Annotated in this window: 12 protein-coding genes; 5 read left to right on the forward strand and 7 right to left on the reverse strand. The window is 65.1% G+C overall.

The features are described from left to right. Nucleotides 1-8: 8 nt before the first annotated feature. From BMY06_RS09740 to BMY06_RS09760, 5 genes are all read right to left on the reverse strand, one after another. Nucleotides 9-1,226, reverse strand: a complete 1,218-nt coding sequence (locus tag BMY06_RS09740) for an ABC transporter substrate-binding protein (RefSeq protein ID WP_065061764.1) — start codon at nt 1,224-1,226, stop codon at nt 9-11. 113 nt (nt 1,227-1,339) lie between these two features. Beyond that, nucleotides 1,340-2,122, reverse strand: coding sequence for an ABC transporter ATP-binding protein (locus tag BMY06_RS09745; RefSeq protein ID WP_074982855.1), 783 nt, complete (start codon nt 2,120-2,122; stop codon nt 1,340-1,342). After that, the gene (locus BMY06_RS09750) at nt 2,119-2,898 is read right to left on the reverse strand and encodes an ABC transporter ATP-binding protein (protein ID WP_065061766.1); all 780 of its coding nucleotides are present in this window, start codon (nt 2,896-2,898) and stop codon (nt 2,119-2,121) included. The genes BMY06_RS09745 and BMY06_RS09750 overlap by 4 nt, the downstream gene beginning before the upstream one ends. Nucleotides 2,899-3,324: 426 nt before the next feature. Continuing rightward, nucleotides 3,325-5,040, reverse strand: a complete 1,716-nt coding sequence (locus BMY06_RS09755) for a GMC family oxidoreductase (RefSeq protein ID WP_074982856.1) — start codon at nt 5,038-5,040, stop codon at nt 3,325-3,327. Between the two features lie 7 nt (nt 5,041-5,047). Further along, a complete protein-coding gene (locus BMY06_RS09760; RefSeq protein WP_074982858.1) occupies nt 5,048-6,580 on the reverse strand; it encodes a CoA-acylating methylmalonate-semialdehyde dehydrogenase in 1,533 nt (510 codons plus the stop codon). Nucleotides 6,581-6,732: 152 nt separating this feature from the next. Here BMY06_RS09760 and BMY06_RS09765 point away from each other — a divergent pair, with 152 nt between their 5' ends. Then, a complete protein-coding gene (locus tag BMY06_RS09765) occupies nt 6,733-7,644 on the forward strand; it encodes a LysR family transcriptional regulator (RefSeq protein WP_074982860.1) in 912 nt (303 codons plus the stop codon). A 233-nt stretch (nt 7,645-7,877) separates the two neighbouring features. Next, nucleotides 7,878-8,405, forward strand: coding sequence for a class IV adenylate cyclase (locus BMY06_RS09770; RefSeq protein ID WP_065061770.1), 528 nt, complete (start codon nt 7,878-7,880; stop codon nt 8,403-8,405). A 33-nt stretch (nt 8,406-8,438) separates the two neighbouring features. Here the strand turns inward: BMY06_RS09770 and BMY06_RS09775 are convergent, their stop codons facing one another. After that, the gene (locus BMY06_RS09775) at nt 8,439-8,930 is read right to left on the reverse strand and encodes an Lrp/AsnC family transcriptional regulator (protein ID WP_065062258.1); all 492 of its coding nucleotides are present in this window, start codon (nt 8,928-8,930) and stop codon (nt 8,439-8,441) included. 141 nt (nt 8,931-9,071) lie between these two features. Here BMY06_RS09775 and phhA point away from each other — a divergent pair, with 141 nt between their 5' ends. Together phhA and BMY06_RS09785 are read left to right on the forward strand one after the other, a co-directional pair. Further along, a complete protein-coding gene (phhA, locus tag BMY06_RS09780) occupies nt 9,072-9,968 on the forward strand; it encodes a phenylalanine 4-monooxygenase (RefSeq protein WP_080180605.1) in 897 nt (298 codons plus the stop codon). 119 nt (nt 9,969-10,087) lie between these two features. Continuing rightward, on the forward strand, nt 10,088-10,435 hold the full coding sequence (locus BMY06_RS09785) for a 4a-hydroxytetrahydrobiopterin dehydratase (protein WP_321854503.1): 348 nt from the start codon (nt 10,088-10,090) through the stop codon (nt 10,433-10,435). 212 nt (nt 10,436-10,647) lie between these two features. Here the strand turns inward: BMY06_RS09785 and BMY06_RS09790 are convergent, their stop codons facing one another. Further along, nucleotides 10,648-10,878, reverse strand: a complete 231-nt coding sequence (locus BMY06_RS09790; RefSeq protein ID WP_065061773.1) for a DUF3717 domain-containing protein — start codon at nt 10,876-10,878, stop codon at nt 10,648-10,650. Between the two features lie 119 nt (nt 10,879-10,997). Between BMY06_RS09790 and BMY06_RS09795 the strand changes: the two genes are divergently transcribed. After that, a complete protein-coding gene (locus tag BMY06_RS09795; protein WP_027815974.1) occupies nt 10,998-11,684 on the forward strand; it encodes a response regulator transcription factor in 687 nt (228 codons plus the stop codon). The last annotated feature ends 268 nt before the right edge of the window (nt 11,685-11,952 follow it).

Consider the following 11,952-nt stretch of genomic DNA (forward strand, 5'->3'; position numbering starts at 1 on the left):
GCACTGACTCACTTCCAGAGCGCGCAGCGGCTTTCCTGCTTCGTCGTGTAAGCCTGTTCGCCCGGAATCGTCTGCACGATCTTGTAGTAATCCCACGGCTTCTTCGACTCGGACGGCTTCTTCACCTCGACGAGATACATGTCGTGAATCAGCACGCCGTCCTGGCGGATATAACCGCCCTTCGTGTAGAAGTCGTCGATCTTGGTCTTCTTGAGCTGCGCCATGACCTTGTCGGCATCCGTCGACCCAACCGCCTGCACCGCCTTCAGGTAGTTCGTGACGGCCGAGTAATCGGCGGCCTGAAGCTCGGACGGCATCTTCTTCGTCTGGTCGAAATAGCGCTGCGCCCACTTGCGCGTCGCGTCGTTCTGATCCCAGTACCAGCCCGTCGTGAGCACGAGGCCTTGCGTGGTGTCGAGCCCGAGGCTGTGCACGTCGGGCAGGAACATCAGCAGCGCCGCGATCTTCATCGTCTTGGTGATGCCGAATTCCTTCGATGCCTTGATCGCGTTGACCGTGTCGCCGCCCGCGTTCGCGAGACCGAGGATCTGCGCCTTCGACGCTTGCGCCTGCAACAGGAACGACGAGAAGTCCGAGGCCGAGAGCGGATGACGCACTTCGCCGAGCACCTGGCCGCCGTTCGCCTTCACGACGTCGGCGGTGTTCTTTTCCAGCGACTTGCCGAACGCGTAGTCGGCGGTCAGGAAGAACCACGTCTTGCCGCCCTGCTTGAGCACCGCGAGGCCCGTGCCCTTGGCGAGCGCGACCGTGTCGTAGCCGTAGTGCACCGTGTACGGCGTGCACTGCTCGTTGGTGAGCGCATCGGTGCCCGCGCCGGTGTTGAAGTAGACGCGCTTCTTCTCCAGCGCGACCTGATTCATCGACAGCGCCGTGGCCGAGTTCGTGCCGCCGAGCAGCATGTCGAGCCCGTCACGGTCCATCCATTCGCGTGCCTTCGAGGCGGCGATGTCGGCCTTGTTCTGGTGATCCGCGTACATGATCTGGATCGGCTTGCCGTTGACCTTGCCGCCGAAGTCGGCGATCGCCATCTTGATCGCCGTGAGGCCGCCCTGGCCGTCATCGTCCGCATAGAGGCCCGACATGTCGGTGATGAAGCCGATCTTCACCGCGTCGTCGGCAGCGTGCGCGCTGCCTGCGCCAAGCACCGCTGCGGCCGCCGTGGCGGCAAAGAGCGCCGCGAGCCGCGCGAACGGGGTCTTCTTCATTGCAGTCTCCTTCCTGGGTTGCGTTGTTATTCAGCGCTGCGGATCAAACAAGGGACAAGGCAAACGCACCGCACGGCGCGTTCGACACGCGCGCGCGAGGCGGATTGAAACGGTCAGACTCCCAACAGGTCGTGCAGCACGGGCATCTTGCCTTCGAGCTCGGCAACGCCGAAGCGCTCGACGATGCGTCCGTGCTCCATCACGTAGAAGCGGTCCGCGAGCGGCGCCGCGAAACGGAAGTTCTGCTCCACCATCACGATGGTGTAGCCGCGCGATTTCAGCGTGACGATCATGCGCGCGAGCGTCTGCACGATCACGGGCGCGAGACCTTCGGAGATCTCGTCGAGCAACAGCAGATTCGCGCCGGTGCGCAGGATGCGCGCGACCGCGAGCATCTGCTGCTCGCCGCCCGAGAGCCGCGTGCCCTGGCTGTGACGACGTTCCGCGAGATTGGGAAACATCGTGTAGATCTCGTCGAGCGACATGCCCTGCGCGTCACTCTTTGATGAGCCGCTTTTTGCACCGATGGCGGGCGGCAACAGCAGGTTTTCCTCGCACGAGAGGCTCGCGAAGATGCCGCGTTCCTCGGGGCAATAACCGACGCCGCAATGCGCGATGCGATACGTCGGCATGTTGATGGTCTCGCGTCCGCCGATGCGAATGGAGCCCGTGCGCCGCCCCGTGAGGCCCATGATCGCGCGCAGCGTGGTCGTGCGCCCCGCGCCGTTGCGCCCGAGCAGCGTGACGACTTCGCCGCGCGCCACGTTGAGATCGACGCCATGCAGGATGTGCGATTCGCCGTACCACGTCTGCAGGCCCGCGATGTCCAGCGCGCTCTCGCCCGCCGGCGCGGCGAGGCTGGCGTCCTGGCCGCGTTGTTCGGTCACCGTGCTCATGCGTGCGCTCCCGCGAGCGCGGCATCGGCGCTGCCCATATAGGCTTCGGCAACGAGCGGATTTTTCGACACTTCCGCGTAGCTGCCCTCGGCCAGCACCTCGCCGCGCTGAAGCACGGTGATGGTGTCCGAGATGCCCGCGATCACGTTCATGTTGTGCTCGACCATCAGGATCGTGCGGCCCGCCGAGACCTTCTTGATGAGCGCCGTCACGCGGTCCACGTCTTCGTGACCCATGCCTTGCGTGGGCTCGTCGAGCAGCATCAGTTCGGGCTCCATCGCGAGCGTGGTCGCGATTTCGAGCGCGCGCTTGCGGCCGTACGCGAGTTCGACGGTGGGCACGTCGGCGAAATCGGTCAGGCCCACCTGCGTGAGCAGATCCATCGCGCGGTCGTTGAGTTCGGCGAGCGTGCGCTCGCTTTTCCAGAAGTGATACGCGCTGCCGAGCGAACGCTGCAAGCCGATGCGCACGTTCTGCAAGGCCGTCAAATGCGGAAACACCGCCGAAATCTGGAACGAACGGATGATGCCGCGCCGCGCGATCTGCGCGGGCCGCTCGTGCGTGATGTCGATGCCGTTGAAGACGATGCGCCCCGCGCTCGGCACGAGGAATTTGGTGAGCAGATTGAAGCAGGTGGTCTTGCCCGCGCCGTTCGGTCCGATCAGCGCGTGGATGGAGCCGCGGCACACGCGCAGGTTCACGCCGTTCACGGCCGTGAAGCCTTTGAACTGTTTCGTGAGGCCGCGCGTTTCCAGAATCGTGTCGCCGAGAATCATGTCCCCTTCCACGTGAAGTAAGGCGTAACACTTCAGATTGCGAGGCCCCGCACGACGTCCCGCGCGACTCGTCTTTCGCGCGCCATGTTGCGGCGCGCGCGTCGCCTGCTGTCGTTGCCCGCTGTAGTCAGTGAGCGCCATTGTCTCGCCAATGATGCAGCGCAATCATTGGGATTTGCACTTACGGGGGAATGACGATGTGCACCGATCGGACATGCGCCATTTAGCAGCCGATACGCGGCCGTTGACAGCACGATACGCGCACGTTGCGCGCACGACGCGCATGCGCCGGACGTGCAAAAACACGCACGCCGCGAATGCGGCGTGCGTCCTGGATAGTGGTCCGAAACACGTTCTCACGACGTTGCGCGACGCAATTAAGCACGCACTGAAGTCGGTGTTTCGAACCTTTTTACGCTAACGCTTTCACGCTGCCGCGACCGGCGCATGCACCTCCGTTCGCACCGACGAGCGCGCGCCCGCGCGACGATCCTCGCGCACCATTTCGGCGGCGCGCTCCGCGATCATCAGCGTCGGCGAATTCGTGTTGCCCGAGGTGATGAACGGCATCACCGATGCGTCGGCCACGCGCAGACCTTCGACGCCACGCACGCGCAAACGCGCGTCGACGACGGCGTCGTCATCGTCGGCGCGGCCCATTCGGCAAGTGCCCACCGGATGAAAGATCGTCGTGCCGATATTGCCCGCCGCTTCACGCAATTCGCTTTCACTCTGAAACGCGAGCCCCGGCAAGATCTCGTGCGGCTGATAGTGCGCGAGCGCCGGCGACGCCGCGATGCGCCGCGTGAGCCGCAACGCGTTCGCCGCCACGCGCAGGTCGTGTTCCGTCGAGAGATAGTTCGGCGCGATCACGGGCGCAACCGTCGGGTCCGCCGACGCCGCGTGAATGCTGCCGCGCGACGTGGGCCGCAGATTGCACACGGAAGCCGTGAACGCATTGAAGCGATGCAGCGGCTCGCCGAAGCGATCGAGCGACAAAGGTTGCACGTGATACTGCAGATCGGGCCGCGTGATGCCAGGATCGCCGGCGTCCGACTTCGCGAACACGCCGAGTTGCGAGGGCGCCATCGACATCGGCCCGCTTTGCATCAGCGCATATTCCACGCCGATCATCAGCTTGCCCCACCAGTGCGCCGATGCGGTGTTGAGCGTGCGCACGCCGTTCACGCGATACGCCATGCGCAGTTGCAGATGGTCCTGGAGATTCTCACCGACGCCGCGCAGATCCTGCACCACGTCCACGCCCAGTTGCGCGAGCCGCGCCGCCTGACCGATGCCCGAACGTTCGAGCAATTGCGGCGAATTCACCGCGCCCGAACACAGAATCACCTCGCAGCGCGCCCGCGCGCGATACGGCACGTCGCCGCGATACTCCACGCCTACGCAACGCTTGCCCTCGAAGATCACGCGCTCGGTCAGCGCGCCCGTGACCACCGTGAGGTTGGGCCGCTTCATCGCCGCACGCAGGAACGCTTTCGACGCATTCCAGCGCACGCCGCGCTTCTGGTTCACATCGAAATAACCGACGCCTTCGTTGTTGCCGCGATTGAAATCGCTCGTCGCCGGAATGCCCTGCTCTTGCGCCGCCTGCGCGAAGGTTTCGAGAATCTTCCATTTGAGGCGCTGTTTCTCGACGCGCCATTCGCCGCCCGCGCCGTGAAATGCGTTCGCGCCGCCGTGGTAATCCTCGCTGCGTTTGAAGACGGGCAGCACGGCGTCCCACGACCAGCCCGAGTCGCCGGTTTCGCGCGCCCAGCCGTCGTAATCCTCGCGCTGGCCGCGCATGTAGATCATGCCGTTGATCGACGACGAACCGCCGAGCACGCGCCCGCGCGGATACGACAGCGCGCGCCCGTTGAGCCCTTTTTCCTCGACGGTTTTGTAGAGCCAATCCGTGCGCGGATTGCCGATGCAATGCAGATAGCCGACCGGAATGTGTATCCAGTGATAGTCGTCCTTGCCGCCCGCCTCGATCAGCAACACCGAGACGTCCGCGTCCTGCGAGAGCCGGTTGGCGAGCACGCAGCCCGCCGTGCCCGCGCCGACGATCACGTAATCGAACTCGCCTTCGAGCCGGCGCGCAGTCGATGTTGCGCCCGGCGTGTCGCTCAATGCCGCCATGACCGCCTCACTTCGCCACGGGCATGGTGAATTCCGCGCCCTTCGCGATGCTGTCCGGCCAGCGCTGCATGATGCTCTTGTAGCGCGTGTAGAAGCGCACGCCCTCTTCGCCATAGGCGTGATGATCGCCGAACAGCGAACGCTTCCAGCCGCCGAACGAATGCCACGCCATCGGCACCGGAATCGGCACGTTGATGCCGACCATGCCCACCTTGATCTGCCGCGAGAACGCGCGCGCCACGCCGCCGTCCGAGGTGAAGCACGACACGCCGTTCGCGAACTCGTGCGCATTGATGAGCTCGACCGCGCTCGCGAAATCGGGCACGCGCACCACGCTCAGCACCGGCCCGAAAATCTCCTCGCGATAGATCGACATATCGGTTTTCACGTCGTCGAACAGCGTGCCGCCGAGGAAGAAACCGCGCTCGCGCTGCTGCACTTCGTGACCGCGTCCGTCCACCACGAGCTTCGCGCCCGCGGCCACGCCCGCATCGATATAGCCCTGCACTTTCGCGCGATGCGCGGCGGTCACGAGCGGCCCCATTTCCGAGGCCTCGTTCATGCCGTCGCCGATCTTGAGCGCCTTCACGCGAGGCGTGAGACGCTCGATCAGTTCGTCGGCGATATGACCCACGGCCACCGCCACCGAAATCGCCATGCAGCGCTCGCCCGCCGAACCGTAGGCCGCGCCGATCAGCGCATCGACGGCCTGATCGAGATCGGCGTCGGGCATCACGACGAGATGATTCTTCGCGCCGCCGAGCGCCTGCACGCGCTTGCCGTGTTTCGTGCCTTCCGTGTAGATGTATTCCGCGATCGGCGTGGAGCCGACGAACGACAGCGCGGCGATGTCCGGATGCGCGAGCAGCGCGTCGACGGCCACCTTGTCGCCGTGCACGACGTTGAACACGCCCTCGGGCAAGCCCGCTTCGTGCAGCAGTTCGGCGAGCCGCAGCGACGCCGACGGATCGCGCTCCGAAGGCTTCAACACGAAGGTGTTGCCGCACGCGAGCGCGATCGGAAACATCCAGCACGGCACCATCATCGGAAAGTTGAACGGCGTGACGCCCGCGACCACGCCGAGCGGCTGGCGCAGATTCCAGTTGTCGATGCCGCCGCCGATCTGGTCGGTGAAATCGGTCTTCAGCAGGTTCGGAATGCCGCACGCGAATTCGACGATCTCGATGCCGCGCATCACCTCGCCTTTCGCATCGGAGAACACCTTGCCGTGCTCGCGCGTGATGAGTGCGGCCAGTTCGTCGTGATGCTGGTCGAGCAGATCCTTGAACTTGAAGAGAATGCGCGCGCGCTTGATGGGCGCCATCTCGCTCCACGCGGGAAACGCGGCGTGCGCGGCGGCCACGGCCGCATCGACTTCGGCCACGCTTGCAAGCGGCACGCGCGCGGCGACCTCGCCGGCGGCTGGATTGAACACGTCCGCATAACGCCCGCTGGTGGCGTCGAGCGGCTTGCCGTTCACGTAGTGCGTCAAGGTGGCGGGCGTGCTGACGCCGGCCTCGCTTCGATGTGTCTCGCCCATGTTTGCCTCTTCGGTGGAGGTTGTTGTCTGCGCGCCGTGTCGGTGTTTCGCGCACGGCGGCTGGAATGCCGGCATTTAGCGTAATCGCGCGAGGCCGCGCCGATCCAATGATTAATCCTCAACAGCGATATAAGGCGAGTTAATATCAGTGGATGGACCTGACCTTGTTGCGGGCATTCGTGACGGTCGCGCGCGAGGGCAACCTCACGCGCGCGGCCACGCATCTGCATCTCACGCAGCCCGCGGTGAGCTTGCAGATCAAGCATCTGCAGGAGACGCTCGGCGTCACGCTGTTCACGCGCACCTCGCACGGCCTCGCGCTCACGCGCGACGGTCAGGCGCTGCTGCCGCACGCGGAACGCGCGCTCAACGCGGCCGGCGACGTGCAGCGCGCCGCTGCTGCATTGCGGCATGAAGTGCGCGGGCGCTTGCGCATCGGCACCATTCTCGATCCCGCGTTCCTGCGTCTGGGCGGCTTTCTGCGGCAACTCGTGGAAACCTGGCCGCAGATCGAAACGGCGCTGCGGCATGGCATGTCGGGCTGGGTGCTCGATCAGGTGCGCGCGCGCGAACTCGACGTGGGCTATTACATCGGCCAGCCCACGCCGCAATCCACGTCGCAAGCCGGCGCCGATTCCGACACCTTCCACACGCTCACGCTGACGCATTTTCAGTATCGCGTGCTCGCGCCGGCGGGCTGGAAAGAGCGCGTGAAGGATGCGCGCGACTGGCGCGCGCTCGCCGCGTTGCCGTGGATCTGGACGCCGCCCGCATCGGCGCATAACCGGCTGCTCTCGGGCCTGTTCGAAGCCGCGCAGGCGAAGCCGGTCAAGGTCGCGGAAGTGGATCAGGAGCCGTCGATGCTCGATCTCGTGAAGTCGGGCGTGGGTCTCACGCTCGCGCGCGACGCGACCGCCATCGCCGAAGCGCATGCGCACGGGCTGACCATCGTCGAAGGCGTGACGGTGCCGACCGAACTTACCTTCATCACGCTCGCGGCGCGCCGCGACGAGCCGGTCATCGCGGCGGCGCTCAAGTCGATCGAAACGCAGTGGGGTGTGTAAGCGTGCACGACGTACGCCGCAATGCGATATGAGCCGCGCTCATGACGAGCGAGGTTTCACACAGCCGGTTCATCCGACGAATCGATCGAAGACGCATCGACGCGCGCCGACTTGAGCGGATGTAACAGCGCCGTCACGCAAGTTTTGCTAGATTCGATGTTCGCCCGCGTTTTTGCACTCGACGCGAGGCGTTCGAGCCTCGCCCATCGTTCCCTCGTTCCACAGGAGCTTGCATGGCCCGCAACATCGAAATCAAAGCCCGCGCCCGTCAGTTCGACGCCCTGCGCGAGCGCGCCGCCCAGCTCGCCACCGATGCGCCGCTGATCTTTCGCCAGCAGGACTTCTTCTACGACGTGCCGCGCGGCCGCCTGAAGCTGCGCCAGTTCGACGACGGCACGCCGCCCGAGCTGATCTTCTACCAGCGCGACGACCGCGACGGCCCCAAGGCCTCGTACTACACGCGCAGCCCCGTGACGAACGCCGAAGCCATGCACTCGCTGCTGGCCACGGCGCTGACCACGCGCGGCATCGTGTCGAAGGAGCGCCACGTCTATCTCGCGGGGCGCACGCGCATTCATCTGGACCGCGTGGACGGTCTCGGCGACTTCGTCGAGCTGGAAGTGGTGCTCGCGCCCGACGACGACGAGCAAGGCGGCGAAGCCGAAGCGCACGCCGTGTTCAAGCAACTGGGCGTGGACGAGAGCGACCTCGTGGCCGTGGCCTACGTCGATCTGCTCAATACGCCTGCGCAGGCGGCCTGACGCGCGTCGATGCACGCCGCGCGCGGACGCCCATCAAGGCGCCGCCGCACCCGGCTCCAGATGCCCGAGCGGCAACGGGCCATTGCGCTTGAACGTCGTGAGCACGATGTTCGAGCGCACGCTGTCCACACCGGGCACGCGCATCAGCTTCTTCATCACGAACGACGACAGCGCGTTCAGATCCGGCGCCACGATCCGCAGCAGATAATCGGCGTCGCCCACCACCGCGTGACATTCGAGCACTTCCGGCAGCACATCGATCTGCTGCTGGAACTGCTCGATGATCGAATCGCCGTGGTGCTTGAGCTTCAGGCTCGTGAACGCCGTCACGCCCAGCCCGAGCTTCTCGGGCCGCAGCACGACCCGATAGCCGTCGATCACGCCCGACGCCTCCAGCCGCTGCAGACGCCGGCCGATCTGCGACGGCGACAACGGCACCTGCTCGCCCAGTTGCTGATGCGTGGCGCGGCCGAAGCGCTGCAAGACGTCGAGTAGCGCGAGATCGAAGTGATCGAGTTCCAGCATGAATGAATCCTGCATTGATTGACTGATTGATGCAGGATTATTGCATATCAAAGCGAAACAACACCGATTTTGCGCGCATGCCCCGTGTGCTTCGCTTTACACTGGTGCGTCAGCAAGCGCATTGAAAGGAGCATCACGCAGATGGCCGCCGCCGCAACCGCGAAACTGCAGGAGCAGTTCGACGCGGGCCTGGAAACCCGCCCCGATTTCACCATCGACCAGCCGCTCGAACGCTACGGCTCGGTCGATCACGCGGTGTGGGACCAGCTTTATCGGCGGCAAATGGCGCTGCTCGAGGGTCGCGCCGCCGACGCCTTCATCGAGGGCGCGCGGCGTATCGGCCTGAACGTGGCGCAGGTGCCGTCGTTCGAGTCCGTCAGCGAGCGCCTGATGGCCGCCACGGGCTGGCGCATCGTCGCCGTGCCGGGTCTGGTGCCGGATCGCATTTTCTTCGAGCATCTCGCCAACCGCCGCTTTCCGGTGACGTGGTGGATGCGCCGCCCCGATCAGCTCGACTATCTGCAGGAACCGGACTGCTTTCACGATCTGTTCGGCCACGTGCCGCTGCTCACCGACCCGGTTTTCGCCGATGCGATCGAGGCCTACGGACGCGCCGCGCTCGCCGTCGACGAACGCGCGCTGCCGCTGCTCGCGCGCCTCTACTGGTACACGGTCGAATTCGGCCTGATGCGCGACGCGAGCGCGCCGCACGGCGTGAAGATCTACGGCGCGGGCATCGTCTCCAGCAAGGGCGAATCGCTCTACAGCGTGGAAAGCGCGGCGCCCAACCGGCTCGGCTTCGATCTCGACCGGGTGCTGCGCACGCGCTATCGCATCGACACGTTCCAGAAGACCTACTTCGTGATCGATTCGTTCGCGCAGTTGTTCGACGCGCTGGGCGCCGGCATTGCGGCGCGTCTGGCCGACCCGGCCGCGCTGATCGCTACCGTTCCTCACGCGGCCGGCGACGTGCTGCAAAGCGACACGATCTATACGCGCGGCACGCGCGAAGGCTGGCTCGACGACGGCGACGTCTGAGTGTGCGGCGCCGCATGACGCGCGGCGCGCACCGCCCCACGCTTTCTTGTCCCGGCATCCGCGCGCGCTCGCACGCTGCCGGGCTCGCTCGCACGCGCCGCGCATCCGTGGAAAAATGGATTGGCGCATTTCCGCACAACACAGCTCAAACAGGTGCCACGATGATCAACCGACTCACATCCGAAGAGCGCGCCACGCAACTCGCCGGACTGCATGGCTGGCAGGCCGTCGCGGGCCGCGACGCCATCCAGCGCCAATTTCGTTTCGCCGACTTCAACGAGGCTTTCGGCTTCATGACGCGCGTCGCGATCAAGGCGCAGGAGATGGATCACCATCCCGAATGGTTCAACGTCTATAACCGCGTGGAAATCACGCTCTCGACGCACGAGGCCGACGGCCTCACCGAACGCGACATTGCGCTCGCGCGCTTCATCGATTCGATCGCGCCGGGGCCGCTGTCGGCGTGAAGCCCGCGCGTTCGGCGCGCGCCGCTTAAGCGCGTTCGCCACCTTCGCAACGTTCGCTGCGCGCAGCGTGTGTAATCGTCCAGGGAAAGTCCCGGATACGAATCAGGTAAACGCATTGTGCGTATCGCGCGTTAGTAAGAGGTGAGCACGACGCGCACCAGGCAAAACCACTGCAATGAAAGCATAATGCAGGGTATCAGGCGTCCAAACCTTCAGCTTTGAAGGCCATTCTTGAGGGACACGTAAGACTCCCAGGCAGCACGCGCGATGGGGTCCAAACGTTCCGGTGAGAAGACGTTCTGACGCTGTACAATCAGCAGCGCATACGGCCTGGAGAGCGCGCTTGCCTCCTTGCACAACGCGAGTTCGTCGCCGCTCGAAGGCGAACGGTTGCGCCAGAAGTTGATTGCGGCTTCGAGTTCGGTGATCGAAATATCGGACATGGAGTCGTGACCGTGCAATCGTCGCACGCGGTGCCGCTCAATCGCTGTGCTTTTGAACCAAGCGGCGCTTTGCGAACTGCGTGCCTGAACGCTAAACCCATTGTACTTGAGCGAAATCCATGCGACTCCTTCTGATCGAAGACGACCGCCCCATCGCACGCGGCATCCAGTCCAGCCTCGAACAAGCCGGCTTCACGGTCGACATGGTCCACGACGGCATCTTCGCCGAACAGGCACTCACGCAGAATCGCCATGAGCTCGTGATCCTCGATCTGGGCTTGCCCGGCATCGACGGCATGACGCTGCTCTCGCGCTTCCGTCAAAGCAACCGTCACACGCCGGTGATCGTCCTCACCGCGCGCGACGAGCTGAACGACCGCGTGCAAGGCCTCAATTCGGGCGCCGACGACTACATGCTCAAGCCGTTCGAGCCCGCCGAACTCGAAGCGCGCATTCGCGCCGTGATGCGTCGCAGCGGCCCGCACGGCGACGTGCCGCGTCCTGAAGTGTCGCTCGGCGGCGTGCGCCTCTCGGGCGTCGACCGCCGCATCTTCAACGACGACAAGCCGCTCGAACTCTCGCCGCGCGAATTCGCCGTGCTCGAAATGCTGCTGCTGCGTCATGGCCGCGTCGTGAGCAAGGCGCAACTACAGGATCACCTCACGCACTTCGGCGGCGATCTCGGCGATACCGCGATCGAAGTCTACGTGCACCGCGTGCGCAAGAAGCTCGAAAACTGCCGTGTCGAAATCGTCACGGTGCGCGGTTTCGGCTATCTGCTGCAGGAAATTCGCCAGGCCGCCTGAGGCCAGCCCCCGAAAAACGCGGCGCCGCACATCCTTGCGCACCGCGTTTTTTTACGGCCGGAATCGGCAGGTCTCCTGATTGTTTCGGTCTGCGCACCGGCCGGCGCCGCGCCTTGTGAACCTGGTGCGCCGCGACTCGCGCACGTCCCGTCAGTGCCCGCCGCATGCCCGGTAATTGGGCGCGCCGGCCCGACTCTGCCGCTTGCCGCCGCACCCGCGTAAAATGGTCCGGGTCTGCCCGGCGCGCCCCACGCGCCGCGCCTGTGAG

The organism is Paraburkholderia tropica (genome assembly GCF_900109265.1).
GTDB classification, from domain to species: domain Bacteria; phylum Pseudomonadota; class Gammaproteobacteria; order Burkholderiales; family Burkholderiaceae; genus Paraburkholderia; species Paraburkholderia tropica.

What these genes read in the sequence shown, in the direction of transcription:
- BMY06_RS09755 (WP_074982856.1), bottom strand. Translation starts at nt 5,040, where the DNA reads ATGGCGGCATTGAGCGACACGCCGGGCGCAACATCGACTGCGCGCCGG.
- phhA (WP_080180605.1), top strand. Translation starts at nt 9,072, where the DNA reads ATGGCCGCCGCCGCAACCGCGAAACTGCAGGAGCAGTTCGACGCGGGC.
- BMY06_RS09765 (WP_074982860.1), top strand. Translation starts at nt 6,733, where the DNA reads ATGGACCTGACCTTGTTGCGGGCATTCGTGACGGTCGCGCGCGAGGGC.
- BMY06_RS09775 (WP_065062258.1), bottom strand. Translation starts at nt 8,930, where the DNA reads ATGCTGGAACTCGATCACTTCGATCTCGCGCTACTCGACGTCTTGCAG.
- BMY06_RS09760 (WP_074982858.1), bottom strand. Translation starts at nt 6,580, where the DNA reads ATGGGCGAGACACATCGAAGCGAGGCCGGCGTCAGCACGCCCGCCACC.
- BMY06_RS09795 (WP_027815974.1), top strand. Translation starts at nt 10,998, where the DNA reads ATGCGACTCCTTCTGATCGAAGACGACCGCCCCATCGCACGCGGCATC.
- BMY06_RS09790 (WP_065061773.1), bottom strand. Translation starts at nt 10,878, where the DNA reads ATGTCCGATATTTCGATCACCGAACTCGAAGCCGCAATCAACTTCTGG.
- BMY06_RS09745 (WP_074982855.1), bottom strand. Translation starts at nt 2,122, where the DNA reads ATGAGCACGGTGACCGAACAACGCGGCCAGGACGCCAGCCTCGCCGCG.
- BMY06_RS09770 (WP_065061770.1), top strand. Translation starts at nt 7,878, where the DNA reads ATGGCCCGCAACATCGAAATCAAAGCCCGCGCCCGTCAGTTCGACGCC.
- BMY06_RS09740 (WP_065061764.1), bottom strand. Translation starts at nt 1,226, where the DNA reads ATGAAGAAGACCCCGTTCGCGCGGCTCGCGGCGCTCTTTGCCGCCACG.
- BMY06_RS09750 (WP_065061766.1), bottom strand. Translation starts at nt 2,898, where the DNA reads ATGATTCTCGGCGACACGATTCTGGAAACGCGCGGCCTCACGAAACAG.